Origin of the sequence: Noviherbaspirillum malthae (genome assembly GCF_015352985.1) — a bacterium.
Taxonomy (GTDB): domain Bacteria; phylum Pseudomonadota; class Gammaproteobacteria; order Burkholderiales; family Burkholderiaceae_D; genus Noviherbaspirillum; species Noviherbaspirillum malthae.
Genome location: NZ_JACYXF010000010.1, coordinates 26,926 through 53,747, shown reverse-complemented (window position 1 = coordinate 53,747; position 26,822 = coordinate 26,926). Strand labels below are relative to the sequence as shown.

Sequence of the window (26,822 nt, the reverse complement as noted above, 5' to 3'; positions counted from 1 at the left end):
TGCCGCCAAGCAGCTATTTACCGAATATCGTCGCGGCTGCGCCTTATCAGCCGCCCGCAGCAGCGCTTGAGGAAGGCGACCGCAATTGAAACGAGATGCCATGATTGACGACATCAACGAAGAAGACACGCAAGAAGACACGCCGGCGGCCAAGCAGTCCAACGCCAAGGAAGACCGCCATTTCGTCACCGCGCTGGCGCGCGGACTGGAACTGCTGTCCTGCTTTCGCTCCGGCGAAAAGATGCTCGGCAACCAGGAACTTGCCGAAAGGGCAAAACTCCCGAAGTCGACCGTATCGCGCCTGACCTATACGCTCACCAAGCTTGGCTACCTGCAGTATGACGAGGAGGTCGGCAAGTACCGGCTCGGCACGGCCAGCCTCGCTCTCGGAAGTGCGATGCTGTCCAAGCTGGACATCCGCCAGTATGCGCGCCCCTACATGCAGGAACTGGCCGACTTTTCCCATGCCACCGTATCGCTGGGCATGCGCGACCGCCTCAGCATGATCTACATCGAGAACTGCCGCAGCCAGGCCGCGCTGACCCTGCGTCTGGACGTCGGCGCGCGCATTCCGATCGCGCTGACCGCGATGGGCCGCGCCTATCTTGCGGAAACCTCGAACAGCGAACGCAGCGACATCCTGGAACGGGTGCGCGAGCTCGATGAGCTCAAATGGCCTGCCATCGAAGAGGGCGTGGCACGCTCGGTCGAGGAATACCACCGCATCGGCTGCTGCACGTCCTTCGGCGACTGGCAGCGCGACGTCAATGCAATTGCCGTCGCCTTCCGTCCCACCAACGGCACTTCCATCCTGAGCATCAACTGCGGCGGTCCCTCGTTCAATCTCTCGCCGGAGTTCCTGCTCGACGAAGTCAAGCCGCGTCTGCTGGAACTGGTCGAACGCCTGCGCCGCCTGTAGGCTGTGCAGGCTGCCCGTGCGCTGCATGGGCAGCGTCTCCGGATTCGTCGAATGTCGCCGTGATCGGACCCTTGCCGCTGTATCGGTCCAGGTAAAGATAGATCACCGGCGTGATGTAGAGCGTGATCACCTGCGAGAACATCAGTCCGCCGACCACCGCCAGGCCCAGCGGCTGACGAAGTTCTGCGCCGGCGCCCAAGCCGAGCGCGATCGGCAAGGCGCCCATGAGTGCCGCCAGCGTAGTCATCAGGATGGGCCGAAAGCGCAGCAGGCAAGCTTGCCGTATCGCTTCCTGCGGCGACATGTGCTGGTTGCGCTGGGCATCCAGTGCAAAGTCGATCATCATGATCGCGTTCTTCTTCACGATACCGATTAGCAGCAGGATGCCGATGGTGGCAATCAGCGTCAGGTCCATGCCGAACAGCTTCAGAGTGATGAGCGCGCCGACCGCCGCCGAAGGCAGGCCGGAAAGAATGGTCAGCGGATGGATGAAGCTTTCATACAGCACGCCGAGCAGGACGTAGATCACCAGCAGCGCAACGATCAGCAGCACCGCCTGGCTCGATTGGGAATCCTTGAAAACCGCCGCATCGCCGCCGTAGTTGGTGATGATGCTGGCCGGCATCTTGATCTCTTCCTGGAATTCCTGGATCTTGCCCGTCGCCACGCCAAGCGGCACATCCGGCGCCAGATTGAAGGATAGCGTGATTGCCTGCAGCTGCCCCTGGTGGTTGACCGAGGTCGGTCCGACCGTGCGTTCCACCGTGGCGAAGCTGGTCAGTGGCACCAGGTTGCCGTCGTTGGCACGCACATGGATTTTGGAGAATGCGCTTTCATCGCGCTTGAATTCATCCCCCACCTGCATGATGACCTGGTAGTCGTTGCTGCTGGTATAGATGGTCGACACCTGACGGTCGCCGAAGGCGCTGTACAGGACGCTGCGCAGGTCCTGCATCTGCACGCCCAGCAAGTTGGCCTTGTCGCGGTCGATGCGCAATGAGGCCTGCAAGCCCTTGAGCTGTGAATCGCTGGTGACGTCGCGGAAGGCGGAATCGTTGCGCATCTTTTCCATCATGCGCGTGCTCCAGTCGTTGAGTTCGCCTGCCTGCACGCTCTGCAGGATGTACTGGTAACGGCTCTTGCTGGCGCGTCCGCCGAGCTGCAGGTTCTGCACCGGACGGAAATAGACCGCCATGCCGGGTACGGCGCGCAAGTCCTTGCGCAGGCCTTCGAGCACCTTGTTCATCTCGGCCCGTTCGCCGCGCGGCTTCAGGTTGACGAACATGCGGCCGCTGTTCTGGGAACTGTTGCTGCCTCCGCCGAGCGTGGAGGCGACGCTTGCCACATTCGCATTGCGGTTGATGATGTCGGCGATCTGCGCCTGCTTTTCCGCCATCGCGGTGAAGGAGATGTCTTCCGGCCCTTCGGTGGTCACGCTGATCTGGCCGATGTCTTCCTCGGGAAAGAAACCCTTGGGAATCGTGATGAACAGGTAAGCCGTCAGCGCAAACGTCATCAGCGCGACGGCGAGAATCACCGAGCGGTGGCGCAGGCTCCAGTCGAGCGAGGTCTGATAGCGCCGCAGGGTACCGTTGAACACGCTTTCGAAGCCACGGATCACGAGATTTTCCTTGCGGCCATGTTCTTCAGGCTTCAGGTAACGGCTGCTCAGCATCGGCACCAGCGTCAGCGACACTACCGCGGAAACCAGCACCGACAGGCCGACCACAACCGCGAACTCATGGAACAGCAGGCCGATCACGCCGGGCATGAAGAAAATGGGAATGAACACTGCCACCAGCGACACCGAAATCGAAATGATGGTGAAGCCCATTTCCTTCGATCCGACCAGCGCCGCCTTGAACGGCTGCATGCCGTTCTCCACATGGCGCACGATGTTTTCCAGCACCACGATCGCGTCGTCCACCACCAGGCCGACCGCGAGCGTGATGCCCAGCAGCGATATGTTGTCGAGACTGTAGCCGAACGCATAGAGCAGGGCGACCGCGCCGATCAGCGAGACCGGCAGCGACAGCGTCGGGATCAACGTTGCCATGAAGCGGCGCAGGAACAGGAAAATCACCATGACCACCAGCGCCACCGTCAGCGCCAGCGTGAGGTTGACATCATGGATGGCTTCGCGCACTGACACCGAGCGGTCGTTCAGCAAATTGATTTCGATCGAGGCCGGCAGTTGCGCCTTGAAGCGCGGCAGCATTTCATGGATGGAATCGACCACGGCCACGGTATTGGCATTGGGCTGGCGCTGGATGGCAAGCACAATGGAACGCTCGCCGTTGAAGCGGCTGGACGTCTTGATCGACTCGTAGCTGTCTTCGACGTCGGCGACTTCGCGCAGCCGCACCGGAACATTGTTTCGGCTGGCCACGATCAGTTCGGAGAACTCAGCCGCGCTCTTGAGCTGCTGGTTGGCCTGGATGGTCAGCGTCTGGCGCGGGCCGTCGAGCACGCCCACTGGCGTATTGGCATTTGCCGCACGTATGCCGGCCAGCAGTTCGTCCATGGACATGTTGCGCGCCGCCAGCAGGGCAGGATTGACCTTGACGCGCACCGCAAAGCGCTTCTGGCCGTAAATGTTGACCTGAGCCACGCCATTGAGCGTCGACAGGCTCGGCGAGATCAGGTTTTCCGCGAAGTCGTTGAGATCGGAAATGTTGAGCGAGGGCGAGGTCAGCGCCAGCAGCAGCACCGGCGCATCGGCCGGGTTCACCTTGCGGTAGGAGGGCAGGGAAGTCATTTCCTCCGGCAGCGCCCGCTGCGCGCGCAGCAGGGCGGCCTGGACGTCAACCGCCGCCGCGTCGATATCGCGCGCCGTATCGAACTCCAGCGTCAGCGAGGTTGAACCGAGGGTGTTGGTGGAGCTGATGACGCTCAGGCCGGCGATCGTGGAGAACTGCTTTTCCAGCGGCAGCGCGACCGAGGATGCCATGGTTTCCGGGCTGGCGCCGGGCAGGGAGGCGCTGACATTGATGACCGGCGTGTTGTAGCTCGGCAGCGCCGCCACCGGGATCTTCAGATAGGCCAGAACGCCCGCGACCACCACCGCCAGGCTGAGCAGCACCGTCATGATGGGACGGCGGATGCAGAGTTCAGAAATATTCATGGTGCGGTCTTTCCCGATGTGCCGCCGTTGCCATTGCCGGCGCCTTGCGTCCCTTGGGTGCCCTGAAATCCCTGCTGCGCCTGGCCATTGGCCCCGTTCTTCGCGGCGCCGGCCTCGGCGATGCGGCTGCCCGGCCGCAGGTTCTGCTTGCCGTCGACCACGACGCGTTCGCCTTCCTGCACTCCCTTGATTACGGCTTGTGCGCCGAAGGAGTACACCAGCTCGATTGGACGCGACTGTGCGACCTTGTCCTGGCCGGCAACATAGACGGTGCGCGCATCGATGCCGGTGATGATGGCAGCCTGCGGAATCACGATCGCATCCTTGATTTCGCGTACCGTCGTGCTGACGGTGACATACTGTCCGGGCCACAGCAGCTGATCCGCATTGGCAAACGCCGCCTTGACCCGAATGGTGCCGTTCTGCACATCGACGGCGTTGTCGATGAATGTCACCTTGCCTTCCAGCGACATGCCGTTCGACGCCTTGGCGTTCACCTTGACCTCTCCTGCCTTCCGGGCTTCGATGAGCGACCCGAGTTCGGTCTCCGGCAATGTGAAGCTGACAGCGATGGGATCGATCTGGGAAATGGTGACCAGCGGCGCCGATGCCGGCTGGACCAGACTGCCGGCGTACACGGCAATGGCGCCGGCACGTCCGGCGGAGCTTGCGCGGATGCTTGCGTAGCTCAAGGCTACCTTGGCGGCGTCGATGGCTGCCTTGTCGGCCTGCACGGTGGCGCGCGCGCTGTCGACCTGGCTTTGTACGGTATCGACTGCGCTTTGCGAGATGAATCCCTTGCCTGCCAGGTCGCGGCTGCGCGCCAGCTGGCGCTCGTAGTCGGCGAGGCTGGCCTCATCCTTTTTCAGCTGGGCTTCGGCCTTCTGCAAGTTGACCCGGTCGGCGCGGTCGTCGAGCGAAAACAGAAGATCGCCGGCCTTGACGAACTGGCCCTCGCGGATATGCACCTTGGCGATGGTGCTGGAAACCTGCGGTCTCACTTCGACGCTGTTGAGCGAGCTGACATAACCGTTCGACGTGAGCCTCACCGGAACCGAGGTGCGCTGCGCCGGAACGGTCGTGACCAGCGCCGGCGGCTGCTGGTTGCCCTGTCCTGCGGCCGGCTTGTTCGCCGGCTTGAAGAAATGCCAGGCCAGGCCCGCCAGCACCAGGAGCACGAGAACGGGAATGAGGACAGTTTTTTTCATGAAGATCCGGGGCAAACGCAAAGCCTGCACAGCGCGGCCGGCATTCGCGTTTCCAAATTAGTTAGCTATGCAAACTATTTTAGCATTTGAGATAAAATCGTTCGCATGGGAATCATGAAACCGATAACGAAGTTCGTCGACACGCAGCCACCCGACACGATTCAGGAAAAATTCGGCGTGGCCATCGGCGATGTCAATCGCGCATGGCGTGACAAGGTAACGCAGCGTCTCAAGCCGACGGGCCTGAGCCAGTCGCGCTGGACTGCCTTGCTCTATCTCTCGCGGATCGAAGACGGACTTTCCCAATCGGATCTGGCGCGCATGCTCGGCATCGAGGCGCCGACCGTGACTCGGCTTGTCAAGCAGCTCGAAGATGCAGGATGGGTCACGAGAATTGCGCCGCCGGAGGATGCGCGCGTCAAGCTGGTGCGTCTTACGCCCAAGGCGAAGCGCGTGGTGGTCCGCATCAATGCCGCCATCAGCGAGTTGCGTGCTGAAACTGTCGGCCGGCTGAGCGAAGACCAGGCGAAGGCAGGATTCGATGCGCTTCGGGTCCTCCAGCGACTGATCGATGAAGCATAAAACAGGCAGGTGGCGTTCCACGGCATTTGATGTCAGGGACTGATTTCAGTAGACGCCGCCGCCCGGGTTTTGTTCGCCACCAGACAACTCCTTGCCGCAGGTCTCTTTAGCATCTCCCATCATTCTGCATTGCATTTCGCGCGGGCGCATCGCCAAGTGCCGGCCAGTTGTGCGACTGCTCCGGCGTGGTGCACGTGCTGTCCATAACCGAGCAGCTCATGCTCTACGAACGAGCAATCGAGCTTTAAAAATGGCACGACCGTGCTGATTGGCGCCGCATTCCGAAAGCGCATTGTTGAATCTTCTTCATGTCATGAATAAATGCGGATTGGTCCGGTCCGATGCGCGTTTTTTCTTTTTGGCAGGCTCATAACTTGCTATATTGCAAAAAGGCGGCCGGTTCTGAAAAACCAAAAATACCGCGCAGCACATGATTTCTTCGGGCTAGGAGGCGATTGATCCAGATCAATCGGAATGATATACCTCAACGTTATGATGAAACTCTGATTCTTTTATCAACGCGCCTTGCCCGCGCAGTGTAATCGCAGTGCAATTTATTTGAGTTTTAATTCCGTTTTGTCAAAAAGAGGAGTTGCAATGAGTGATGTCGTTATCGTCGCTGCGGGACGTACCGCCGTGGGTAAATTCGGTGGGACGCTGGCGAAGACCGCAGCGTCGGACTTGGGCGCGCATGTGATCAAAACCCTTATTTCCAAAACGGGCATTGCACCAGAGATGGTCAGCGAGGTCATCATGGGCCAGGTGCTGACTGCCGGCGTAGGCCAGAACCCCGCGCGTCAGGCCGTCATCCGCGCCGGTCTGCCCGACATGGTGCCCGGCATGACCATCAACAAGGTATGCGGCAGCGGTCTCAAGGCAACTCATCTGGCAGCCCAGGCCATTATGTGCGGCGATGCGGAAATCGTGATCGCGGGCGGCCAGGAAAACATGAGCGCTTCTCCCCATGTGCTCAATAATTCCCGCGACGGCTTCCGCATGGGTGACGCCAAGCTGGTGGACACCATGATCGTCGACGGCCTGTGGGACGTCTATAACCAGTACCACATGGGCATCACGGCGGAAAACGTCGCCAAGAAATACGGCGTATCCCGCCAGGAGCAGGATGAATTCGCCGCCGCTTCCCAAAACAAGGCCGAAGCAGCGCAGAAGGAAGGCAAGTTCAAGGATGAAATCATCCCGTTTGAAATTCCTTCGAAAAAGGGTCCGGTCGTCTTTGATACCGACGAATTCATCAAGCCCGGCGTGACTGCCGAAGCGCTCGCAGCGCTGCGTCCGGCGTTCGCCAAGGACGGCACGGTCACCGCCGGCAACGCGTCCGGCATCAATGACGGCGCAGCCGCCGTGATCATGATGTCGGCCAAGAAGGCTGATCAGCTTGGCCTGAAGCCGCTGGCCCGCATCCGCGCCTATTCTTCCGCCGGCGTCGATCCGACCATCATGGGCATGGGCCCGGTCCCGGCCTCCCAGCTCTGTCTTCGCAAGGCAGGCTGGACGCATGAGGAAGTGGATCTCATGGAAATCAATGAAGCCTTCGCGGCGCAGGCCATCGGCGTCAACAAGGAGATGGGCTGGGATACCAGCAAGATCAACGTCAATGGCGGCGCCATCGCCATCGGGCACCCGATTGGCGCGTCAGGCTGCCGCATCCTGGTCACCCTGATTCATGAAATGATCCGTCGCGATGCCAAACGCGGGCTTGCCAGCCTTTGCATCGGCGGCGGCATGGGCGTTGCGCTTGCCATCGAGCGCTAGTTTTCCGGCAGTGTGTTGCAAGGCGTTGTATTCGTGTTAACCCATAAGCAAAGAGAGATAACAACATGGCAAGAGTCGCATTAGTTACAGGTGGCATGGGTGGTCTGGGAGAGGCAATCTGCATCAAGATGGCGGCACTCGGTTATCAAGTGGTCACCACCTATTCGCCGGGCAATACCAAGGCGCAGGACTGGTTGGCGTCGATGGAATCACAGGGCTATAAATTCAAGGCGTATCCATGTGACGTCTCGGATTACGATTCCGCGGTGGCATGCATCAACAAGATCGCCGAGGAAATCGGTCCTGTCGATGTGCTCGTCAACAACGCCGGCATCACCCGCGACATGACCTTCAAGAAAATGGACAAGGTGAATTGGGACGCGGTCATGAAGACCAATCTCGACTCCGTGTTCAACATGACCAAGCCGGTGTGCGACGGCATGCTGGAACGGGGCTGGGGCCGCATCATCAATATTTCGTCGGTCAACGGACAGAAGGGCGCATTCGGCCAGACCAACTATTCGGCTGCAAAGGCCGGCATGCACGGCTTCACGAAGGCGCTCGCGCTTGAGGTTGCGCGCAAGGGCGTCACGGTCAATACCATCTCGCCGGGCTATATCGGCACCAAGATGGTCATGGCAATTCCGTCGGAGGTGCTGGAATCCAAGATCATTCCGCAGATCCCGATGGGCCGCCTGGGCAAGCCGGAAGAAGTGGCGGGACTGGTTGCCTATCTGGCATCCGACGAAGCCGCATTCCTGACCGGTGCCAACATCGCCATCAATGGCGGACAGCACATGCATTGATGCATTGAGCGATCATGAGCGCAATCTGCGCTCATGGAGAAAACCCTGATCGGCATATGCGGATCAGGGTTTTATATTTTGCGGACCAGCCTGATCGAGGTCGGAGCGATAGGGCCTTGGGATCGGTATGACAGTCTTCTTATGCCGAAGCGGTCTCGCCGGCTTCGGTATCGACCAGCGCCTGCAGCCGTTCGACCAGTTCAGGCATCGTGACGTAACCCGACGTTACCAGATCGAGCGCGCCGTCCCGTTCGAGAACGAGCGTTGGAAACCCCTGGACTTTCCAGCGCTTGGTCTGCTCGATGTCGTGATAGGTCGCCATGACGGCGGCTTCGGATTTGAACGTGACGAGGAAAGTCTGCGCATCCATGGAGATGCCGGCGGCTGCGATGGTCCCGGCCGCGATTTCGCAGAGCACGTCGGTCTGGGTCGTATCTTTCCCCTCGACGTAGAACGCCTTCTGGATGGCTTCGAAGACGGCAAGGCAGGCCGAGGGCGCAAGCATGCGGGCTGCGACCACGGCACGGCAGGCCGGCTCGGTGTTGTAGATGAAGTCCTTCCTGTCCAGGGCGGACGATGAAAAGCTCAGGCCTGTGCGCGCGGCGACCTGTGTCCAGGCATTTTGAAGCTTGGATCTGAGCGCATCGTCCATCGGCACGGTGTTATAAGCGCGCAAACCGCCGACGACGATCTCCAGCCGCAGGCCGGGCAGGCCGTCCATCAGCGCCCTCAGCTCCGAGCTGAAACCGTAACACCAGGAACACATCGGGTCGGCAATATAGATCAGGCTCGGCATGGCTTGCTTTCTTGATATCAGTCATTCGGGATGGAGCGGATGGTCGATACTATCCGATACCGGCGCTCGTCCGTCTCATGAACACCCCTGGAATATCCGGCTTGTTTGCGGGAATGCCACCCAACTGCAAGAACCATGAACTTACAGGCTCGATAAAACTCTATCCGCCAGGATTGTTGACATCGCTGCAAGCATTGCCGAAGCACGTGCCGACGCCCCCTTGTTTCCCTGTTTATTTGGAAATTGGGTTCTACACTGAGTTATCCAGCATCGTTTTTTCGGAGAGGTTTATGCGGAGCGATTACATCCATCGGTTTGGTGCAGAAATTGATGAGGCGCATGAAAAGATGCGCAAGGACGTCATGCGGACGATCGAATCCCATGGCAGCAAGACCATTGCCGATCTGCCGGATATGACCGAGGGCGAACGCGTGAAGTGGCTCTTCTGGAACCTGCACGAAAATCTCGAGGATTTCCGAAGGCTGGAGCCTACGCTCATCGGACAGATCATGTGTACCCAGCTGACCGTCACCGACGGACTGTCGATGGCGACCGAAAAAGTCGGGATGGAAAAGAAGATCGCATTGATCTGCCGGTGGCATCTGCGTCTCGCCTACACGTCGTATCAGAACGAGGAGGCGTATCCGATCGGCGAAGGATCGGTCGATCTCGCGGTCGTTAACACGACACCCGAGCAGCCACCCCTGCAGAAGAATCAAAAGGGATATCTTGATTCCGACAGTTCTCTTTATCCGAACCAGCTCTATCTCTACGGCTGGGTGACCCCGCCCATCTGGGATGCGATCAAGGAGCATCTGTATTCTCCGACCCCGAATTGCCATACCGACCTGATCCTGCGCGACGACTGTCTTTTTCCGGTCAAGAGCGGCTTCGATTTCGTCGCCGGACCGCCCGGGGCCATCGGCATCACCAACCTCGAGTTCTGCGTGTCGTCCCACTCGGTTGAAAGGCGTTCCAGCCGCCGTACCGAAACCTTGCAGCGCTGAGCTGATTCCTGTTGAACTCTCCTTGCGGATTGAAGCCGGCCGAGCTTGATTTGCGGCCGGCTGCAGCCGTAGCGTCGAGTCGAGTCGAGATCCGCCGACGCAACACATTAATCCGGAAGAAGACGCCCGCGTATCAGGAGAACCGCGGTGCGCAACAGCAGCCATGCGATAACGGCAGTTGCAGCCAGCAGCGCGAGCGTACCGATCCATGTCGGCCAGCTGCCGCGATTTCCTGCCTCAAGCACGATGCTGGCGAAGGCGGCGACCGGAAACGAGAATGACCAGAAGCCGACCGTGAAAGGCGTCCGGCTCCACCAGGAATACCGCGCAAAGACGCTGATGAAGGGCAGCAGCGTCATTCCGATTCCGATCATGATAGCTTGGGCGGGAAGACCCGGCCAAACGGTTGCTGCCGAGAGCGTTGCCACTGCCGGCGGAGCCAGTTCGATACCGATGGTCGTGCGCAAGGGTCCGGGCATCGGCCCCTCGAACAATTGACCGAGGACGCGAACCTCAAGAATCGCCCAGCCCGAAAGGCCGGTGCCGAACAGCAATGCCGCCCAGTCTTCATAATGCAGTGAAGCCAGCGCCATGGCCCCCACAAGAAATCCGCCCACGATCGGCAGATACAACGCCGGAGTGACCGCATTGCGCGGCAAGCGTCCGGTAGCCAGCAGGTAGATGGTGCGCACCGAGATAAGCCCATTGATACCCAGCGCGCCTATGCAGGCCAGCAGCCAGATGCCTTGATCGGGCTGCTGCAGAAGGACCACGGCGAGCAGGGCGGACAGGGGAATCAGGGCTTGCAGCGAGCCTTGGACTGGATGAAGGAATTCAGCAAGCACGGCGTTGCCATGCCGCTTGCATTTGAGTGCATACAGCAGCGTCGACAAGACCCAGATCGACAGGGTCGGATAGAAGATCAGCTCGCTGATTTCGTCGGCGGTGGTCAGGCCGAAAGCGGCTGCACGGCGCCATGCCGCCACCAGGCCGAAAAGCCCGACAGGAATGGCAAAGATACCCGCCGGAAATCTGGCCAGCCAGGATCCTTGCTGCGGTGCGCCGTTTCTGCCATGAAGGTAATAAAGCCGCGCACGAGGGGATTCATCGTTCATCGTAACTGGTTCCATTCATGTCTGCATGCCGTACGATCCGACACTGCGTGTTGAGTCGAATGGGGCAAGACAAGGACTCGATGTCATCGCAGACGCAGGCAGTCATCTTAACGAATCTGCAGACGGCTGGTCATGCCGATAAATAAGCATATGAAGTAATTTTATCTCTTGAGACAGCATCAAAACCAAAGGTCAGATAATAGAAGAGGCGATCCTGCAATGCACAACAACATCCTTGATGCTGGCGCATACACTCTCTAGAATGAGTGCTGTTGCCATGCACAAAATCGCAACTTGCTCGTGCCGTACGTGGTCTATCCTGCCCCTTTAGGAGATAACATGTTCCCGTCCCAAGAAGCCATTTCCCAAGTTGCAAGAGCCAATATTGAATCCAGCCTCAATCTGTACACCGCACTGAGCGGCAAGACGATCGAGAGCATCGAGAAACTGTGGACGCTTAACCTGACCGCCGCAAAGGCTTCGCTGGATGAATCATCGGCAACCACCCGCCAGCTGCTTGCCGCCAAGGACCCCCAGCAGTTCATCGCGCTTATCAGTGCGCAGACCAAGCCGACTTTGGACAAGGCCATCGCTTATAACGGCCATCTCGCCAACATCGCCAGCGGCGTTCAAGCGGAATTTTCTCGTGCTGCCGAGAAGCAGTTCGCAGACATCGGCCGTCAGTTCACCCAGTTCGTGGATGAGGCGGCAAAGAACGCACCGCCCGGATCGGAAAATGCTGTCGCCATTCTGAAAACCGCATTTGGCAATGCGGCTGCAGGATACGAGCAGTTCAATAAAAACGCCAGGCAGGCGGTGCACACATTTGAAGCGAACATCGCTAATGCCGCCAGCCAGTTTACGCCTGCGGCCAATCAGAACGTTACCCCTTGAGACGAGGTTAATCACTTTATCTGGCAAACGACTCCATTCCGGCTCGTCGGAACGCCAATGGAAAAAGGCCGCAGCGCGGCCTTTTTATTTGCCCCGCAGATGCCTCTTTAATTCGTGGCAGCTTGCAAGTCTTTGCTGGCGCCGGAATCGAATCCGGGCGAAAAATCCTCTTTCCCTATCCGGAAGGCATTGGTCATGAACGAAATGGTGTGGTAGTAGCCGGCAAGGGCTACCATTTCCAAAAGTTGTTCCGTGCTGAACTCCTCGCTCAGAGCAGCCCATAACTGGTCGCTGACATCGGCGTCGTCATGGAGTTCATCGACCAGTTTCAGCAGAAGCCCTTCGCTTTTGGTCCAGGATGAATACTGCTGCTCCCTGCTTGCGCTGACTTCACTGTCGCTTAGTCCTGCCTTGCCTGCGAAGAAGGCCACATGCACTCCCCATTCGTACTCGGAGTTGCAGCGCGCGCAGCTGCGAAGAATGATCAGTTCGCGCTGGCGTAGCGTCAGGGGGCCCTTGTCGAGCAGGCTGCCGGCAAACATGCGCTGCAGTACTCTAGGGCTATGTGCCATCACGCGAAACAGTTTGAGCGGCTCAAGTCCCGGAGGCATGACCCGCTTGAGGGCCGCGGCAATTTCGGGTTCATACGGTCCATCAGATGGAGCAAGTCTGGTATCGGCGGATTCAAACATCGTTTCTCCTTGAAAAGGGCGCACGCAGGAACTCGACAACATATGGACAGTGCGCTACGTTTATAGTAGCATATGTGCTACACATTCGGTAGCGAAAATTATGGCATCACTCAAACCTGGTACACCGGTCCGCGGTTCGCGTACCGGCCGGCCTGTCATGGCCTTGCTCGATCTGCTCGGCAGACGTTGGGTATTACGAATTCTCTGGGAGTTGCGAGATCAGCCGCTCACCTTTCGCGAACTGCGGGACAGCTGCGACGGCATGTCGCCGACTGTACTCAATCAGCGGCTGCGCGAACTGCGTGATGCGGATATTGTGAAACTGGAAGAGCCTGCGGGTTATGCGCTCAGCCAGCAGGGAAGGGAGCTGCTTGAGGCATTGCTGCCCCTTCAGCACTGGGCGGAACGCTGGGGAAAGCAGCAAGGAGAGAAGCCGGACGGATCCTGATCAATAGACAGCGCCGGCCGACTTGAAAGCGGACTTTTGTTCAGGCCTGGACCAAGCGGATGCGAACGTTGCCGAGGCTGACCAGCTGGCCTGGCCTGAGCTTGCATGTCTTGCGGGTTTCCGGCTTGCCGTCCACCTGGACTTCTCCGCGCGCGACGATGGCCTTGCCTGCGCCGCCGCTATCGGCAATACCCACCAGCTTGAGCAGCTGATTCAGTTCGACATACTCGCCTTGTACGGCAAATTCAATGGATTGAATGCGCGTCATGGCTGCCTCTCAAGCGTCTGGGATGCCTTGTCGAGCCAGATGCTCAGGTTGGCCTGAAGATCGTCCTGACTGAACGAGCAGCTCTCCTCGGTGAAGAGGCTGCCTGCTTCCATTCGTCCCAGAAGATCTTCCATGACCTGTCCATAGCGCTCCGGAAGTGCAGTCAGCAAGGTCTTCTGGCTGCGCCAGGTTTGGCAGAACTCGCTAAGACTCATTTGTCTTGCTTTCAATGCTTGGAGCGAGGCGCGTAGCAGATTCACGGTAGGGGCTAGGGACATGGCAAGCTGTTTGTCGGGAAAAGCCGGCATTGTATCGGAAGGGCCATACTCATAGCTGTTTGGCTTCAAAAGTATTGCATGCCGTTACCTGGCCGCTCTGTATCCCGCGCGTGAACCAGCGCACCCGCTGGGCCGATGTGCCGTGTGTGAATGAGTCGGGCACCACCTGGCCTTGCGACTGACGTTGGAGCGCATCGTCGCCGATAGCGCTGGCCGCGTTGAGCGCAGTCTCCACATCGCCTGCTTCGAGTATGTTGCGCGCCTGATTGGCATGATAGGCCCAGACACCTGCGAAACAATCGGCCTGAAGTTCAAGGCGCACCGAGATTGCATTGCCCTGCGCTTCCGACATGTTTCGGCGAGCTGCATGCACTTTGTCTGAAATGCCCATCAAGTGCTGAACGTGATGACCGACCTCATGCGCGATGACATAGGCTTGAGCAAACTCGCCAGAGACATTGAATCGCTGCTGCATCAGGCGGTAAAAGCTCAGGTCGATGTAGATACGCTGGTCGCCGGGGCAGTAGAAGGGGCCCATGGCCGACTGTCCCGCACCGCAGGCCGTCGGTGTGCTTCCGGAAAACAGGACCAGGCGCGGCCTCACATAATTGGCCCCTTGCTGGCTGAAGATTGCGGTCCATGTGTCCTCGGTATCCGCCAATACGGTCGAAACGAAGCGCGTCATTTGATCCGTTGCGGCAGGATGGTGTGCCGGTGCCTGCTGGGTAACCGTCGTTCCCGGCGAGCCGCCGGTCAAGAAGCTCAACACCGTCATCGGGCTGACGCCAAGAAAATACGATGCGACAAGTGCAATGGCAACAGTGCCTAATCCGATGGAACGTCCACCGAGCATTCCGCCGCCGTATCCGCCGGGGTCCCCGCGTCGGTCTTCAATATTTTCGCTTTCGCGATTGCCTTCCCATCTCATGTCGCCTCCGTAAATCAGGTAGTTGCCTGTGAACTTACAATAAAAGCAAGAAACGCGCACGCGCCTGATCGAAGGCTTTTGCCTACGCGTGTCGATGAGGCAGGTTTTCAGTGTATGTATCTCCAGCCCGGTTCGATGTAGTTTTTACATTCAACTTCACATTCCAGCCGACCTGCACATCTCTCTACCGATCTAAGTGAACTAACTGCAAGCGGCTAATACGAAGGCAAGCTTGCCTTTCTCCGAAGGGGAGACGACTGGCACGCAATCTCAAAGGACAAAATGCTATCGAGCTACCAAGGATGGGGGTACGGAATCGACGAGTGCGCAAACGGCAGACGAAAAAAACCCGCTGCAAGAGCGGGTTTAAATCCAATTCAAGGAGAGTTGGAGGAGACAAGTACACTTTAATGCAATGCACAATAAAACTCCGCTTTTTTTCAGTGATATGAGGTATTCATCAAATCTATATCCTGAAAAAGGAAAACCCCGCAAGACTATGCTATACGGGGTTCCTGTCTCTCTCGTCGTCCTGGATTGGATTTTTTATTACAGCGCGCAGATATTACACCGAAAATTTCAAAAATTTTGAAAAGATTCTTTTGTGAATCTAAAAAATTCATTTTTCGACCGCTGCTTAACGGACAGCAACCAAATTTCATTCGATATGGTTGTCACCCATGCACGCAGACGCTACAAGTTTACCCGTGTTAAAAATTTGCTTTTGGTAACCGGCTGATGCGTATTTGGTACGATCGGGAAAATTAAGTTGCATTTATGCACTTACTTTCTTAAAGTTCACTCAACCCGGCTTTAGGCATAAGTTGCATCAAATGAACGTATCAATTCGTTGCACCCATCTGCTGTTCGTGGCCTTCCTGTCAACGTCCTCACTGGCATCCGCGGAGAAGGTCAAGAGCGTGGAAGACGGGAACACAATGACCATTGTCCTTGACGACCAGCCTGTCATGCTTAGGCTGGCACATATCGATGCCCCGGAAAAAAAGCAGGCTTTTGGAGAAGCTTCACGCAAATCACTTGCCGAGCTTTGCCTGGGGAAGAATGCAGTACTGCAGAACAAGCAGCTCGACTATTCGGGAACATTGGTTGCGGTTGTGCAATGTGATGGTAATGAAGCCAGTCGAATTCAGGTCGAGCGCGGCCTTGCATGGGTCGATCCGAAGCATAACAATGATCTAACCTTGCCGGCGCTGGAGGCTATGGCTCGCCGTGATCGCCGCGGATTGTGGAGCGACGATGATCCGATTGCGCCCTGGAAGTTTCGCAAGCCGGCGCGCAAAGCCAGGTTGGCACACATAAAGCAGTCCGACGATGCCATCTGCTTTGTCGATAAATGGGGAAGCTACCGGATCGTGGATGGAGATCGTCGCTACGGCTGCTGAGGCAAGCCATTGTGCACGCTAAATAGACGATTCGAACGTACTTCCGGAATGCGCGCTCACCGGTGAATAAGGTTTCATGCTGATGATCCGTCAGGGTTTGGGAATGCGCAGGGTCTTGCTGATCATCATGCTTCCCGAGATGACAAATATCAGTACCAGGGGATGCAGGTTCCAGGGGCCAAGCGTCCAGACCCCTCCATACAGCGCATCGCCAATCCGATCCTGAAATGCGGCGAAAGCCAGGATTGCCGTCAGAACGACACTCGTCGGGATGGGGGTACCCTCGAAATAGGCGACTTTTTCGCCGCCCTGGGATAATTCCTCTGCGGTCACGTTGAAACGGGCTAGACGGCTGACGCCGCAGCAGACAAAGTACATCAGCGCCACCGCATCCCAGCCGCCTTGCATCCCGACCGCGAAGCCCAGCGTTGCAGGCGCCACGCCGAATGAAATCACATCTGCCAGCGAATCCAATTCGCGACCGAGAGGCGAATGCTGGTGACGCCAGCGCGCAATCATCCCGTCCAGCACATCGAACAAAAACGCCAAAGGCGCCATTGCAGCTGCTGCGAACAGATAGGAACGAGATTGCGTTGAAACATACAGCATCGCGAAGAAGACCGCGGCTACACCACAGGCAGCGTTACCCAACGTAAAAAAATCCGCAAGATGGAATCCGCGAATCATTGAAAAGTGCCGTGGTGTCTTCATGCCATGGTTCATAGATATCCGTATTGAAAGCTTGTGCCCGTCGCGCCGACGATAATGTGATTGCATGAACGTCAATAAGGTTTCCGATGCATCGGTCGGGCGAACCATGAAATTGATTCAATGCAAAGCCAAGCCTGCGAGCTCCCATTGCCAGAGGTGCGGTTATCGAAAAAAATATGACTGTGTCATTGATTGTCGCTCGACAATCAATGACTTTTCGAGCAAGAACTTCAATGATCTCGTCTGCCACGTCATTAAGCGAGATGGCTACTGGAAGGGACGTTACAAGCAGGGGATGAGAATCTGCCGCTTTGAACAGAATAGCCAAAGCGGCAGATCAAGCAGCATATTTAATGGAAGCTACGGCTGTTGTGACTAACTCGTCCACTGAAATCGTGGCTGCTTACCTAAGCAATGCCGTAGTCTGTCATTGCGACGACTCAATGCACGTTGGCTGTCGTGCCCTTGCCGGTGTCCGGCTTGCCGATAGGCGAGGCTATCTTTTCAAGCGCGGCTTTCTGACGCTGCGTCGCTTTCTGCGCTTCCTCGTTGGCGCGGCGTGCCACGTCATCGGCAAGGGCTGATGCAGTGCGGCTGGTTGCCGGTACATGGACCTCCGCAGTCTTGGCCAGATCGACCTGAGTATTGGCTGCAATGTTCGTCAAATGCTGCTGATAAGCGCGCAGCCGTTCCGCGGCAGGCTGTACCTGGCCAGCGGCGATGGAAAGTGCTTCATAGGGATTCTGCGCGCTTGCGACTTCGCGAGTGCTGTTCAAGGTGTCCTGCAACACGTTTTGCGCAATGCTGATATTCAGGTCGTTGATCTTCTGTACCGTCGTAAACAATTGCTTCGACAGCTCGGACACAAACGTGAACTGCGATTCGAGATGAGCTTTCGCGGAAGGCGGAAGTGGCTGATTGAATAGGAACATGTCGACTCCGAGATAGATTGTTGAGAAACGATGATGTACCGATAGTCCGATGCGTCAGTGGTCGTCACTGCGAATGATGGCTGACTGAAGTTGGGGTGAAACCGCGAATTCAACCTGCGGCGGCCATCATGCTGCAGGACGGTTCGCCTGTGGCTTCTGTTCATCGCCGCGGTCGATCGTGGTCTTGAAGCGTTCGAATGCGGCCTTCTGGCGCGAAGCCGCCTTCTCGGTTTCTTCATTGCCTTTTCTCGCGACTTCGTCTGCAACCGCCGCTGCCGTACGGCTGGTATTGGGGACGTGAGTCTCCGCGGTCTTTGCCAGATCGAGGTGTGTACGCGCCGCGATGTTGTTCAGATGCTGCTGGTATTCGCGAACACGTTCCGCCGATGGCTGGGCTTGTGCCGCCGCAATCGAAAGTGCTTCATAGGGATCCTTCGCTACGATGACTTGCTGCGCGCTCGACAAGGACCCTTCAAGCAAGGTCTTTGCGGCCTGGATGTTGAGCTCATTGATTTTTTGAGCAGTGTCGAACATCTTTTGCGACAGGTCCGCAAACATCGAATATTGAGCATCGATATGCGCTTTCAGAGCCGGTGTAACTTCCTGCGAAAAAGTAAACATTGGCATCTCCTAATAAACCAGACATGAGGAAGACGTTCCACGTGCGCATGGAAGCAATGACTGCGCACGTCCGAACGAGCTTCTGTAGAGCTTGCTGGATTTGCCAAGTTCCGGACGGCGCACATAATAATTTTGCATTGCACAATGGCAGTGCCGAGACTAGGAAAATCAATTTAAGTAATGAATATATTGCGTTCGCAAAAACGCGGCATCGGACCATGGAGACAACTTGATTTGCACTCGAAACACGTTTTGCAAAAAGACTCCGCATGGGAAGGATTGCGAAACGGGCCACCGATTTTCTTGTATGCGTTTTACGCAATCCGGTGCATTACAGCCATATTGCTAATCCTCAATGCATCCATGGTGCATGTCATTACACTGAACTGGTCGAACGCACTCAAGAGCAATTTATGTGGCACTTCATTGCAGGACGCTGCGGTAACTGCGGCGCAAAAAAAGAATGGAATGAGCGTGAATGTCACGGGTGCCATGTCAAGCGCGTTCCCTACGCCAGTATCCTTCTGGGGTTTACATTGACGCTTTGCGCGCTCGGGATTGTAGTATTCGGTACGCAGGCATAACGGCACATCGCGCTCATCCGCCATGCAGGCATTGAATGGCAGGCTCAAGGCCTTCCAAGATACTTGGGATCAGGAGATACATAGGCGATCACGGCATGGTCAAGCAGGCCCGGCGGCGCAACTTCCCGCAGATCAAAGGAATCAATGGTCCGGGCGACATTGAACTGCCATGAGAAGACCCTGTCCCCGACGATGAAACGTATGGAATCGCCCCCTTGGACATTGACATGGCGGGTATCGGGACGAATCACAACGACATGAGTTGTGACTGCTGAAGCCGCAAGAGGCTGTCCATACAGGTCTTGATACGTCGTGCGGGTGATGCAGGAAGTCAGCAGGCTGGCCAGCAGCAGACAGGCTGTCCAGGTAATGGGTTTTTTCATGGTCATTCTCTCGTCGATACCGTAATTTCCACTCCGCTGCTTTGATTGAAACTCGGTCAGCCATTATCGGGATAGAAGGCGAAAACTGGGTCATCATGCGCGCTTCTGCTGCCTTCTAATTTAACCCAAGGTATTTACATTACTCACGATTCGTAACAAAACACAGGGCCGAAATTGCCGAAAAAGCATTGAGCCAAAGAAATTGAAGTGTTGAAATCTACTTCCGTTAATTTTATCCGGCGCATGACTTCGGATCAGTATTGAAGTCGCGTTCGGAGCCGAAGTGGATATGCAAATCTTTCAAGCCCCCTTTAACCTGAAGCACATTGCCTTGACCGCCTCGATGTCCGTATTGCTGAGCGCATGCGGCGGTGGATCCAGCAGCGGCGACATCGTTGCCGCCAGCGCCGGCAGCGACGTCGCCTTCGGCAACGCAGGTACGGCATCGTCCGCAGATTCATCCGCATCCGCCGGTACACCGCCGTCCTCTGCATCAGCAGGCACCGGAGGATCTGCATCCACGAATACCGGCGTTGCGCCAACTGACGCATTCCCGGCCGTTCCACCGCAGAATGCGGCATTGCCTCCGCTGGCAGTGCCGACAGGGATAGCCAATGGCAGCAAGGTGCAGCTTGAATGCGGACGCATGTACTACGGCACGCTCGATTTGAAGGGAAAGTCGAATGTTACGGTGAGCACCGCAGGAAATTGCGGCAAGGCCATCCTGTCGCCGGGGCAGGCCATCAAGGGATGGGTTCAGCATCAGGGCAATATTTATTCCGCGCCCGTGGACTTCGATGTGGCGCAGGTGAGCATTTCGGACCAGCCTCTGGCGAAAGCGCACTGGCCAAGCGCCGCGCAAGTCTGGGCACGTGCCGCCTCATCCAGCGAGTCCAGCCTTTCGTATGTCATGCCTAATGCCGATCTCGTCGGCGCCACGCTGGTATTCAAACCTTATGTGTGGGCCATCGAGGCACGGAAAATTACGGCTTATTCCGGCGACAGGATGACTCTTGCCAACACCGGCGATATCAACTTCGGCAATTATGCGCTTGGCGGCCAGGTCGACTTCTATGTCGAGGGCAAACTCTGGATGCTGGACGAGCCTGGCGAATGGGCTGTCAGCGGCGGCCGGCTGTATGTCTGGGCGCCGGACGGACAATCACCGGAAGGACGTGTATGGGCGTCTCCCGACAAGGACGGCATCGACGCAAGCAATTCCCGTTCGGTGACAATCGACGGCATTGCCATTTCCGGTTCGGCGAACGGCATCAATGCACTCGGTGCCACCGGACTCAATGTCGCCAATGTCGACATCCGCAATTCTTCAAGCAGCGGTATCCAGAACGCGGGCGGCTCCGGTCTGCAGGTGAGCGCATCCTCGATCCGCAATTCGAGGCACGATGCGATTGCCGTGAAATGGGGAGGCGGAGGCGAACGCATCGTCAACTCGACCATTGCTGCAACAGGAAGCTTCGGCATGCCGACCAACTCGCATGCCGCAATCAACCTCACGGCCAGCGACGGCGCCGTCGTGCAGAACAACAAGGTAAGCAATTCAGGTTACATCGGCATACGCGTGTTCCGTAATGGCGTCGTGTCCGGCAATACCGTCGATGGCGCATGCAAAACCATGACCGACTGCGGCGGCATCTTCACGTCATCGCCGGAACGCGTTCGCCTTGACACCCGCATCGAAAACAATGTCGTGCGCGATGTCGGGCCCAAGCAGATCCTGGCGTGGGGAATCTATCTCGGCGATTACGCGAACGGGACGGTCGTATCGGGCAATAACGTTACGGGCAGCGGCAACGGCATGGAAATCCTCAACGGATATGACAACACGGTGACTGCGAATGTGTTTGCGCAGAACACGCAGGCGCATGTGCAGATCGTGGAAGCGGGAACGTCCGCGGTCGTGAGAAATAATGCTTTCAACGACAATGCATTCACCACCACCGGCAAGCAGGAAATGTATCGGATCAGCAGTGACCTGGGAACTAACGCCGTGGCACGCTTCGGCAGCTATTCCGGCAACCGCTATGCCAGCTCGTCCTCGATCTTTGCCAATTTCAATGGGGAAGCCTTGAGCTTTACGCAATGGAAAGCGAGGACAGGACAGGATGGCAACTCCACGCTGGCAGCGCCATGATGGCCGCATGACACGCCTGATGAAGTAACAAATAGAAACGCGGCCTTTAGCCGCGTTTCTATTTCCCCGTTTGCGGCAGGCGGAAAAGCGCCGCCACACCGCCAAAATCAATCATTCGATTATTCGTCCTCCTGCTTGCCAGGACGACTTTTGCCTGCATCCGATTCCAGCCTTTCCTGCAGCCGCTCGGCTATCGTTTGCAGGATACGCAGTCTTGAATGATGCGTATAAGTGTCGACCAGTTTTGCCTGAGTCGCTTCTTCCAAGGCGGCTATCTCTGCGCGGACCCGACGCAGCCTCCATCTGTAATACCACTTCATTGCCGCTCCATACGCGAAAAAATTCATGTGTGAGATAGACCGCTGCGGACTGCGCTTGTTCCATTTGAGAAAGCATGCGGTATCGTGTCAGCTCGCACTTGCGCAGGAAGCTCAGCCTATGCTAAGTCACCACGACGGAGCAACGCACGGCGCATCAGGCATGGATGCGGCCGACGGAGAATTTCGATTCAGGTTTGACGCGCGGGGGAAAGCGCAAAAGCAGAAATGCCTGAAGGATCTGCGGGGAACCTGGAGCGGCTGCATGCCGCTCCGGTATGCGTGTATTACTTGACTTTGACTTTCGCCACCAGATCCTTGAGCGCGGGAGCGGCCTTGAAACGGACATTCTTGGATGCCTTGATCTTGATGGATTCGCCTGTGGCCGGATTGCGGCCTGTACGGGCGGCGCGCTGGGTTACCGTGAAGGTGCCCAGATCCGGAAAGGAAAAGCGTCCTTCCTTCTTCAGATCGGTACCGACAAAGCCGAATACCTGCTCGACGATTTCCTTCGCCTTTACCTTGGTCAGTTCATGGTCTGCGGCGATCTTGTCGACGATCTCACTCTTGTTCATTCATGCTCCCTTTTGTTGAAAATGCCATGTGTGGCGATTGAGTGGCGAAATATAACGCATCTTTATCAATTTGGGCCACTGTCCCATGTGCGTGCAGTCCTTTTACGATCGGCTGTTTCGGCGCATTTTGCGCCCGGATTGCGGCAGACCGATGCAGAGTGCGCCCTCGCCGCTGCAGGCTGAGCGGCTTCGGATTGTCTGATTGATCACACTCAACACGCCATGACGCCACCATTCTAGAGTGCATATGTGCCGTGTTCAAAGGCAATGAATCCGCCTTCAGAAACGGTGCCGGACGATTGCGACACCGCCGCGATATGGACATCAAGTATGGATAGGAGACGATGATGCTGCGCCACGCCAGAAAATCTTTGAGATCGCTCGCGGTACTTTTACCGGCAGCATGGTTCGTCGCCGGATGTGCGTCGGTCGCACCGGGCATGCATTATTCGGGTACGCAGGGATCTTCGGATGCCGGAGGCGCCAGCGCGTCCGGCGCGGATATGGCCAATGCGGTGCTCAAGCCCATCACGCCGCAATTGGTGAAAACGGAAAATGCGCTGAGGGAGAAGCAGGTCAGCCAGGATATCAGCAAGCTCCTCGGCAAGCCTGTGCCTTACACGATCGACAGCGGCGACGTACTGTCCATCGTCGTCTGGGATCATCCCGAATTGTCTGACAGTGCGACCACCGCTGTCGGCATGCAGCCGGGAACGGGTTCGGATGCCTCTACCTTTGCAACGACCGCGCCGCCGGCCGGTTTCATCGTCGACCATCAGGGCGAAATCCAGTTTCCCTATGCCGGCAATCTGAAAGTGGCGGGACTGACGCAGGAACAGGCACGCAATCTGTTAATCGGAAAGATTTCCAAATACATTCGCCAGCCGCGCGTTACCCTGCGCGTGCAGGCATTCCGAAGCAAGAGGGTGTATGTGGACGGCGAGGTCAGGAACGCCGGCCTGCAATCGATCAATGACATTCCGATGAGCCTGATGGAAGCGCTCAATCGTGCCGGCGGTGTAATGCCCAACGGAGACCAGAGCCAGATCGTGATCAACCGCGGCGGAACGAACTACCAGATCAACCTGCCGCAGCTGGTGCAGCGCGGGGTCAATCCCGGCAGCATCATGCTTGCCGACGGCGACGTGGTACGTGTGCGGTCGCGGGATGAAAGCAAGGTCTTCGTATCGGGAGAAGTCGTGAGCCCGCGTGCGCTCACCATGTACAACGGACGACTGACGCTCAATGAAGCACTTGGAGAGTCAGGGGGCGTCAACCCGCTGTCCGGCGACGGCAGCCAGATTTATGTGATTCGCAAGAGCGGCCAGGACCAGGTGGTCTATCAACTCGACGGCCGTACGGCCGGGGCGATGGCAATGGCGGAAGGGTTCGAGCTTTCGCCCAAGGATGTGGTCTATGTTGCCGCCACCCCGCTCGCCAACTGGAACAGGACGATCAGCCTGATCCTGCCGAGCGCGCTGTCATCAGCAGTCGGAGTTCTCAATCCGCTGAAATAGCAGGCTGCGGTACGGCGCCCGCGATAATTTGCCGTGTCGCGGGCGCGCTTGTTGTTGATGCTGCCCCCGCAATCCGGCGATTTGAAGCATGCTCGGAAAGTGAAGGGCTCAGGGTAGATTCAACCGTAATACTTGCTCACGATTTCGCCGAACGCTTCTTCGACCGATTTTCCCTTGGTCATGAGTTCAGTGATTTCCTCGGTATGCTCGCTGATCGTGGGCGGCAGGGATTGACGGTTGTTCCTGAAATATTCATACCGCTGCGCTGCATACATGTCCATCTGCCGCGCTTTTGCGGTCTTGGTCTCGCCGGTGCCGCCTGCGGCCTTGCGCGCAACCCTGACCCCGCGCGTTCCCGTGCGTGATGCGGTCCCAATGCCGCTGATCAGCCTTTGCACCTGGTCAAGCCCCATGATGGCCGTTGCATTGGGGCCGGTGAATTCTTCGCCCTGCAAGGTCAGCAAATGGTGATTGCGGTCGAACGCCATGGTCTTGCCGACGGGATTGATTACCTGGTATCCGGGCTGGGGACCCCCGGCTACGTAAGAGAACTGTACGCGATCACCGTAGGCTTGCATTTTTTCCAATACGCCATTCAAGTAATCGACCGGTAGATTGTCGATCTTGCCATCCCAGCGCTTGTTTCGTGTTGTCTTCAATATCTGCTTCCAAAAAATACCAATCGGCCGTTTCTGCGGCGCGATGAAGGCGTAAAAAATTAACGGACCGCTATTATCCAGCAATTGGAAAAGGGAGTTATGACAAAGCGCAGGCAAGCATGTTCAATTCTTGTCGAACACGCCATGCCGGCTCGGAAAAATGCATGCGGGTACGCTGAGAAGCGCCGCGGGAAGCAGCGGACTGTGGCGTCCGTGAAGGATCCACCGCTTTTGGTGCCAGGGTCTCTGGACGAAACGTTGACAGCAAAAGCGGTGTGAAGAAGGAAGGTGATGGGTTTGGGACAGGGTTGTCCCAAAAGCAGAACAGAACTACTGAAGGTATTGTTCCAGCATGAACAACTCGTCGTGCAACTGTTCGAGGGCATGACGGGTGTCTTTATGGCGGGGCTGCTCGCAGCTGTGCATGAGAAGGGCGCCTGTTGTTCTGAGGTGCTCAAGATAGTCGCCGAGACGGGCAGCCGCCTGGCCATTGTCAAGCATGACCCTTAGATGGGCAGAATCGCGGTTCAGACTCTTCAAGTATGTCTGGACACGGCCATCCATATGTCGTTCGCACATTTCCTTGGCTACGCCGATTGATTCTTCGACACGTGCCAGTTGCTCCTTGACCCTGCTGTGTTCCATATTCGTCTCCACTTCGGTTCCAAACTGTTCGGGCTGCGGTGCCTGGCAATGTACATGAGGCAAGCCGGCAACCCGGTTGAGCATTCGCTTTTCAGACTCGTTTTCCTGCTGTCCGGCAGGCAGCCGAGTGCGTGTTTGCTCGTCAGGAAACGCGCTTGTCAAAAGAATAGTTGACGCAAGAATGTTACCCGATGTAACAATAAATGCATAAAAGGCAACAAACGGACATGCCGCAAGGCCCTTTAGTGCATTCAGCGTACAGTCGATACGGGCAACGGCGATTCGAAGGTGATATCGGCGGCTATCGAATTGCAGCGAGAGCCCCTTGCGATACGTGCGTCCGGATGGGAGCGGTGTCGTAAATGATGGTAAGTTTGCAGATGGATAACTGGTCTGCAGAGAATTCGAAGATCATCATGCCGTCGAATTCAAGCGTCTTCCCATTGCTTAACACCCAGGTGTAGTGCAGCTGCATGGCCAAGGTAGAGCTATTGTCCAACGCCTGGAAAACGCGTCGCAGGCGAGTAATCGTTTCCTTGGTCGTGCCCAGCAGCCATTCATGAAACTTGCGGGCGGTGGAGTGTCCTGTCAGCGGAGCGCTGACGACGGCTTCATCCGCGAACAACGCCATGGTCTGCTCCAAGTTTCCTTTATTGATTGCCTCCTGGTATTTTCTACACAGTTCAAAGCCATACATATAGTTTTAATCGTCGTTTATCCCAGTACTCAGGAAACTAACCGCATTGGCGTGATTTCGCAATCCCATGATCATGTAATGGAGCCGCATCGCATCCCGGACAGGCAGCATGTCTCTCAAAAACCTTGTGATGAAGACCAATGTCTCTGTGCATGACATGCACTATCCTGCAACCTGGCTTATTGGAGGCTGTAATGACGATTCTGCCGAATTCCGTGTCCCGTTTCGCTTCCGGCCTTGCCTTGTTAACCCTGATGGTTTTCCAGGCGCCGCACGCACGAGCCGATGAAGCACTCTGGGCCAAGCTGCGGCAGGGCGGACACGTCATCCTGATGCGTCATGCGATCACAGTATCCGGCATAGGCGATCCACCGAATTTCCTGCTCGGCGACTGCAGCACGCAGCGAAATCTCTCGGCGCAGGGCCGCGACGACGCGAGGCAGATAGGCAAAATCTTCCGGGATAAAGCGATACCGGTGGAGGAGGTCTGGACGAGCCGTTGGTGCCGATGCATCGACACGGCATTGCTTGCCTTCGAAAACCTGAAGACCGTGCCCATGCTGGATTCGATATTCAATGACGATGCAAAGCGGGCGGAAGCGAAAACCGCAGGCGCGATGCGTGCGATACCGCGTTCCGGCTTGAAGGGCAATCTCGTGCTGGTCACGCATCAGCAGAACATACAGGCATTGACCGGCGAGTCGCTGTCGTCCGGAGAGATGCTGATCGCGCGCATGGGCCAGGCAGGACGCCTGGAATTGCTTGGTCGCCTGCCGCCGGGGAAATAG

General features: G+C 57.1%; 30 protein-coding genes. 11 read left to right on the top strand and 19 right to left on the bottom strand.

The window, feature by feature from the left end:
* Positions 1-100: 100 nt before the first annotated feature.
* Complete coding sequence (locus tag IGW03_RS15140; protein WP_194723395.1) at positions 101-919, top strand: IclR family transcriptional regulator; 819 nt, start codon at positions 101-103, stop codon at positions 917-919.
* Here IGW03_RS15140 and IGW03_RS15135 read toward each other — a convergent pair.
* Both IGW03_RS15135 and IGW03_RS15130 read right to left on the bottom strand, forming a co-directional pair.
* Complete coding sequence (locus IGW03_RS15135) at positions 873-4,043, bottom strand: efflux RND transporter permease subunit (RefSeq protein ID WP_194723394.1); 3,171 nt, start codon at positions 4,041-4,043, stop codon at positions 873-875. The genes IGW03_RS15140 and IGW03_RS15135 overlap by 47 nt on opposite strands.
* The gene (locus IGW03_RS15130; protein ID WP_194723393.1) at positions 4,040-5,251 is read right to left on the bottom strand and encodes an efflux RND transporter periplasmic adaptor subunit; all 1,212 of its coding nucleotides are present in this window, start codon (positions 5,249-5,251) and stop codon (positions 4,040-4,042) included. The genes IGW03_RS15135 and IGW03_RS15130 overlap by 4 nt, the downstream gene beginning before the upstream one ends.
* A 114-nt stretch (positions 5,252-5,365) precedes the next feature.
* On the opposite strand from IGW03_RS15130, the gene IGW03_RS15125 reads away from it, so the two are divergent.
* The 3 genes from IGW03_RS15125 (at position 5,366) to phbB (ending at position 8,412) form a co-directional block, all read left to right on the top strand.
* Positions 5,366-5,833 (top strand): MarR family winged helix-turn-helix transcriptional regulator, encoded by a 468-nt coding sequence (locus IGW03_RS15125; protein WP_194723392.1) that lies wholly within the window; start codon positions 5,366-5,368, stop codon positions 5,831-5,833.
* A 597-nt stretch (positions 5,834-6,430) separates the two neighbouring features.
* Positions 6,431-7,606, top strand: coding sequence for an acetyl-CoA C-acetyltransferase (locus IGW03_RS15120; RefSeq protein ID WP_194723391.1), 1,176 nt, complete (start codon positions 6,431-6,433; stop codon positions 7,604-7,606).
* Positions 7,607-7,671: 65 nt separating this feature from the next.
* The gene (gene phbB / locus IGW03_RS15115; protein WP_194723390.1) at positions 7,672-8,412 is read left to right on the top strand and encodes an acetoacetyl-CoA reductase; all 741 of its coding nucleotides are present in this window, start codon (positions 7,672-7,674) and stop codon (positions 8,410-8,412) included.
* A gap of 139 nt (positions 8,413-8,551) precedes the next feature.
* Here the strand turns inward: phbB and IGW03_RS15110 are convergent, their stop codons facing one another.
* Complete coding sequence (locus tag IGW03_RS15110; protein ID WP_194723389.1) at positions 8,552-9,208, bottom strand: DsbA family protein; 657 nt, start codon at positions 9,206-9,208, stop codon at positions 8,552-8,554.
* A 77-nt stretch (positions 9,209-9,285) separates the two neighbouring features.
* On the opposite strand from IGW03_RS15110, the gene IGW03_RS15105 reads away from it, so the two are divergent.
* Positions 9,286-10,215, top strand: a complete 930-nt coding sequence (locus IGW03_RS15105; protein ID WP_228535567.1) for a hypothetical protein — start codon at positions 9,286-9,288, stop codon at positions 10,213-10,215.
* 107 nt (positions 10,216-10,322) lie between these two features.
* Here the strand turns inward: IGW03_RS15105 and IGW03_RS15100 are convergent, their stop codons facing one another.
* A complete protein-coding gene (locus IGW03_RS15100) occupies positions 10,323-11,345 on the bottom strand; it encodes an SLAC1 family transporter (protein WP_194723388.1) in 1,023 nt (340 codons plus the stop codon).
* A 285-nt stretch (positions 11,346-11,630) separates the two neighbouring features.
* Between IGW03_RS15100 and IGW03_RS15095 the strand changes: the two genes are divergently transcribed.
* Positions 11,631-12,224, top strand: a complete 594-nt coding sequence (locus tag IGW03_RS15095) for a phasin family protein (RefSeq protein ID WP_323744983.1) — start codon at positions 11,631-11,633, stop codon at positions 12,222-12,224.
* Positions 12,225-12,331: 107 nt separating this feature from the next.
* Here the strand turns inward: IGW03_RS15095 and IGW03_RS15090 are convergent, their stop codons facing one another.
* A complete protein-coding gene (locus IGW03_RS15090; protein WP_194723387.1) occupies positions 12,332-12,916 on the bottom strand; it encodes a carboxymuconolactone decarboxylase family protein in 585 nt (194 codons plus the stop codon).
* Positions 12,917-13,073: 157 nt separating this feature from the next.
* On the opposite strand from IGW03_RS15090, the gene IGW03_RS15085 reads away from it, so the two are divergent.
* Positions 13,074-13,364, top strand: coding sequence for a winged helix-turn-helix transcriptional regulator (locus tag IGW03_RS15085; protein ID WP_323744980.1), 291 nt, complete (start codon positions 13,074-13,076; stop codon positions 13,362-13,364).
* A 40-nt stretch (positions 13,365-13,404) separates the two neighbouring features.
* Here the strand turns inward: IGW03_RS15085 and IGW03_RS15080 are convergent, their stop codons facing one another.
* The 3 genes from IGW03_RS15080 to ypfJ form a co-directional block, all read right to left on the bottom strand.
* Positions 13,405-13,632: an RNA-binding S4 domain-containing protein gene (locus tag IGW03_RS15080; protein WP_228535565.1), complete on the bottom strand. Its 228-nt coding sequence runs from the start codon at positions 13,630-13,632 to the stop codon at positions 13,405-13,407.
* Complete coding sequence (locus tag IGW03_RS15075; RefSeq protein ID WP_323744979.1) at positions 13,629-13,847, bottom strand: hypothetical protein; 219 nt, start codon at positions 13,845-13,847, stop codon at positions 13,629-13,631. The genes IGW03_RS15080 and IGW03_RS15075 overlap by 4 nt, the downstream gene beginning before the upstream one ends.
* Positions 13,848-13,959: 112 nt before the next feature.
* Positions 13,960-14,838, bottom strand: coding sequence for a KPN_02809 family neutral zinc metallopeptidase (gene ypfJ / locus IGW03_RS15070; RefSeq protein ID WP_194723385.1), 879 nt, complete (start codon positions 14,836-14,838; stop codon positions 13,960-13,962).
* An 833-nt stretch (positions 14,839-15,671) separates the two neighbouring features.
* Between ypfJ and IGW03_RS15065 the strand changes: the two genes are divergently transcribed.
* Positions 15,672-16,241 carry a thermonuclease family protein gene (locus IGW03_RS15065; RefSeq protein ID WP_194723384.1) on the top strand — a complete coding sequence of 190 codons (570 nt, stop codon included), beginning with the start codon at positions 15,672-15,674 and terminating at the stop codon, positions 16,239-16,241.
* Positions 16,242-16,331: 90 nt separating this feature from the next.
* On the opposite strand, the gene IGW03_RS15060 is transcribed toward IGW03_RS15065, so the two are convergent.
* From IGW03_RS15060 to IGW03_RS15040, 5 genes are all read right to left on the bottom strand, one after another.
* A complete protein-coding gene (locus IGW03_RS15060) occupies positions 16,332-16,964 on the bottom strand; it encodes a CDP-alcohol phosphatidyltransferase family protein (RefSeq protein ID WP_228535578.1) in 633 nt (210 codons plus the stop codon).
* 428 nt (positions 16,965-17,392) lie between these two features.
* Positions 17,393-17,884: a phasin family protein gene (locus IGW03_RS15055; protein ID WP_194723383.1), complete on the bottom strand. Its 492-nt coding sequence runs from the start codon at positions 17,882-17,884 to the stop codon at positions 17,393-17,395.
* 126 nt (positions 17,885-18,010) lie between these two features.
* On the bottom strand, positions 18,011-18,505 hold the full coding sequence (locus IGW03_RS15050; RefSeq protein ID WP_228535563.1) for a phasin family protein: 495 nt from the start codon (positions 18,503-18,505) through the stop codon (positions 18,011-18,013).
* 314 nt (positions 18,506-18,819) lie between these two features.
* Positions 18,820-19,137: a hypothetical protein gene (locus IGW03_RS15045; RefSeq protein ID WP_194723382.1), complete on the bottom strand. Its 318-nt coding sequence runs from the start codon at positions 19,135-19,137 to the stop codon at positions 18,820-18,822.
* Positions 19,134-19,472: a CzcE family metal-binding protein gene (locus IGW03_RS15040; RefSeq protein ID WP_194723381.1), complete on the bottom strand. Its 339-nt coding sequence runs from the start codon at positions 19,470-19,472 to the stop codon at positions 19,134-19,136. Before IGW03_RS15040 ends, IGW03_RS15045 begins: the two co-directional genes overlap by 4 nt.
* A 289-nt stretch (positions 19,473-19,761) precedes the next feature.
* Between IGW03_RS15040 and IGW03_RS15035 the strand changes: the two genes are divergently transcribed.
* Positions 19,762-21,624 carry a right-handed parallel beta-helix repeat-containing protein gene (locus IGW03_RS15035; RefSeq protein ID WP_228535576.1) on the top strand — a complete coding sequence of 621 codons (1,863 nt, stop codon included), beginning with the start codon at positions 19,762-19,764 and terminating at the stop codon, positions 21,622-21,624.
* 119 nt (positions 21,625-21,743) lie between these two features.
* Here IGW03_RS15035 and IGW03_RS15030 read toward each other — a convergent pair whose 3' ends face one another.
* From IGW03_RS15030 to IGW03_RS15020, 3 genes are all read right to left on the bottom strand, one after another.
* On the bottom strand, positions 21,744-21,944 hold the full coding sequence (locus IGW03_RS15030; RefSeq protein ID WP_194723379.1) for a hypothetical protein: 201 nt from the start codon (positions 21,942-21,944) through the stop codon (positions 21,744-21,746).
* Between the two features lie 284 nt (positions 21,945-22,228).
* Positions 22,229-22,516 (bottom strand): HU family DNA-binding protein, encoded by a 288-nt coding sequence (locus IGW03_RS15025; protein ID WP_194723378.1) that lies wholly within the window; start codon positions 22,514-22,516, stop codon positions 22,229-22,231.
* Entirely contained in the window at positions 22,503-22,958 is a 456-nt protein-coding gene (locus IGW03_RS15020; protein ID WP_194723377.1) for a hypothetical protein, read from the bottom strand. The genes IGW03_RS15025 and IGW03_RS15020 overlap by 14 nt, the downstream gene beginning before the upstream one ends.
* Here IGW03_RS15020 and IGW03_RS15015 point away from each other — a divergent pair.
* On the top strand, positions 22,957-24,033 hold the full coding sequence (locus IGW03_RS15015) for a polysaccharide biosynthesis/export family protein (RefSeq protein WP_194723376.1): 1,077 nt from the start codon (positions 22,957-22,959) through the stop codon (positions 24,031-24,033). The genes IGW03_RS15020 and IGW03_RS15015 overlap by 2 nt on opposite strands.
* 119 nt (positions 24,034-24,152) lie before the next feature.
* Here the strand turns inward: IGW03_RS15015 and IGW03_RS15010 are convergent, their stop codons facing one another.
* The 3 genes from IGW03_RS15010 to IGW03_RS15000 all read right to left on the bottom strand — a co-directional run bounded on the left by IGW03_RS15010 (position 24,153) and on the right by IGW03_RS15000 (position 26,034).
* Positions 24,153-24,809: a hypothetical protein gene (locus IGW03_RS15010; RefSeq protein ID WP_228535561.1), complete on the bottom strand. Its 657-nt coding sequence runs from the start codon at positions 24,807-24,809 to the stop codon at positions 24,153-24,155.
* Between the two features lie 213 nt (positions 24,810-25,022).
* Entirely contained in the window at positions 25,023-25,421 is a 399-nt protein-coding gene (locus IGW03_RS15005) for a hypothetical protein (protein ID WP_194723375.1), read from the bottom strand.
* 217 nt (positions 25,422-25,638) lie between these two features.
* Entirely contained in the window at positions 25,639-26,034 is a 396-nt protein-coding gene (locus IGW03_RS15000) for a nuclear transport factor 2 family protein (protein ID WP_194723374.1), read from the bottom strand.
* Between the two features lie 194 nt (positions 26,035-26,228).
* Here IGW03_RS15000 and IGW03_RS14995 point away from each other — a divergent pair, with 194 nt between their 5' ends.
* Positions 26,229-26,822: a histidine phosphatase family protein gene (locus IGW03_RS14995; RefSeq protein WP_194723373.1), complete on the top strand. Its 594-nt coding sequence runs from the start codon at positions 26,229-26,231 to the stop codon at positions 26,820-26,822.

What these genes read in the sequence shown, in the direction of transcription:
- IGW03_RS15140 (WP_194723395.1), top strand. Translation starts at nt 101, where the DNA reads ATGATTGACGACATCAACGAAGAAGACACGCAAGAAGACACGCCGGCG.
- IGW03_RS15135 (WP_194723394.1), bottom strand. Translation starts at nt 4,043, where the DNA reads ATGAATATTTCTGAACTCTGCATCCGCCGTCCCATCATGACGGTGCTG.
- IGW03_RS15130 (WP_194723393.1), bottom strand. Translation starts at nt 5,251, where the DNA reads ATGAAAAAAACTGTCCTCATTCCCGTTCTCGTGCTCCTGGTGCTGGCG.
- IGW03_RS15125 (WP_194723392.1), top strand. Translation starts at nt 5,366, where the DNA reads ATGAAACCGATAACGAAGTTCGTCGACACGCAGCCACCCGACACGATT.
- IGW03_RS15120 (WP_194723391.1), top strand. Translation starts at nt 6,431, where the DNA reads ATGAGTGATGTCGTTATCGTCGCTGCGGGACGTACCGCCGTGGGTAAA.
- phbB (WP_194723390.1), top strand. Translation starts at nt 7,672, where the DNA reads ATGGCAAGAGTCGCATTAGTTACAGGTGGCATGGGTGGTCTGGGAGAG.
- IGW03_RS15110 (WP_194723389.1), bottom strand. Translation starts at nt 9,208, where the DNA reads ATGCCGAGCCTGATCTATATTGCCGACCCGATGTGTTCCTGGTGTTAC.
- IGW03_RS15105 (WP_228535567.1), top strand. Translation starts at nt 9,286, where the DNA reads ATGAACACCCCTGGAATATCCGGCTTGTTTGCGGGAATGCCACCCAAC.
- IGW03_RS15100 (WP_194723388.1), bottom strand. Translation starts at nt 11,345, where the DNA reads ATGGAACCAGTTACGATGAACGATGAATCCCCTCGTGCGCGGCTTTAT.
- IGW03_RS15090 (WP_194723387.1), bottom strand. Translation starts at nt 12,916, where the DNA reads ATGTTTGAATCCGCCGATACCAGACTTGCTCCATCTGATGGACCGTAT.
- IGW03_RS15085 (WP_323744980.1), top strand. Translation starts at nt 13,074, where the DNA reads ATGGCCTTGCTCGATCTGCTCGGCAGACGTTGGGTATTACGAATTCTC.
- IGW03_RS15080 (WP_228535565.1), bottom strand. Translation starts at nt 13,632, where the DNA reads ATGACGCGCATTCAATCCATTGAATTTGCCGTACAAGGCGAGTATGTC.
- IGW03_RS15075 (WP_323744979.1), bottom strand. Translation starts at nt 13,847, where the DNA reads ATGAGTCTTAGCGAGTTCTGCCAAACCTGGCGCAGCCAGAAGACCTTG.
- ypfJ (WP_194723385.1), bottom strand. Translation starts at nt 14,838, where the DNA reads ATGAGATGGGAAGGCAATCGCGAAAGCGAAAATATTGAAGACCGACGC.
- IGW03_RS15065 (WP_194723384.1), top strand. Translation starts at nt 15,672, where the DNA reads ATGAACGTATCAATTCGTTGCACCCATCTGCTGTTCGTGGCCTTCCTG.
- IGW03_RS15060 (WP_228535578.1), bottom strand. Translation starts at nt 16,964, where the DNA reads ATGAACCATGGCATGAAGACACCACGGCACTTTTCAATGATTCGCGGA.
- IGW03_RS15055 (WP_194723383.1), bottom strand. Translation starts at nt 17,884, where the DNA reads ATGTTCCTATTCAATCAGCCACTTCCGCCTTCCGCGAAAGCTCATCTC.
- IGW03_RS15050 (WP_228535563.1), bottom strand. Translation starts at nt 18,505, where the DNA reads ATGTTTACTTTTTCGCAGGAAGTTACACCGGCTCTGAAAGCGCATATC.
- IGW03_RS15040 (WP_194723381.1), bottom strand. Translation starts at nt 19,472, where the DNA reads ATGAAAAAACCCATTACCTGGACAGCCTGTCTGCTGCTGGCCAGCCTG.
- IGW03_RS15035 (WP_228535576.1), top strand. Translation starts at nt 19,762, where the DNA reads ATGCAAATCTTTCAAGCCCCCTTTAACCTGAAGCACATTGCCTTGACC.
- IGW03_RS15030 (WP_194723379.1), bottom strand. Translation starts at nt 21,944, where the DNA reads ATGAAGTGGTATTACAGATGGAGGCTGCGTCGGGTCCGCGCAGAGATA.
- IGW03_RS15025 (WP_194723378.1), bottom strand. Translation starts at nt 22,516, where the DNA reads ATGAACAAGAGTGAGATCGTCGACAAGATCGCCGCAGACCATGAACTG.
- IGW03_RS15015 (WP_194723376.1), top strand. Translation starts at nt 22,957, where the DNA reads ATGCATTATTCGGGTACGCAGGGATCTTCGGATGCCGGAGGCGCCAGC.
- IGW03_RS15020 (WP_194723377.1), bottom strand. Translation starts at nt 22,958, where the DNA reads ATGCCCGGTGCGACCGACGCACATCCGGCGACGAACCATGCTGCCGGT.
- IGW03_RS15005 (WP_194723375.1), bottom strand. Translation starts at nt 25,421, where the DNA reads ATGCTCAACCGGGTTGCCGGCTTGCCTCATGTACATTGCCAGGCACCG.
- IGW03_RS15000 (WP_194723374.1), bottom strand. Translation starts at nt 26,034, where the DNA reads ATGTATGGCTTTGAACTGTGTAGAAAATACCAGGAGGCAATCAATAAA.
- IGW03_RS14995 (WP_194723373.1), top strand. Translation starts at nt 26,229, where the DNA reads ATGACGATTCTGCCGAATTCCGTGTCCCGTTTCGCTTCCGGCCTTGCC.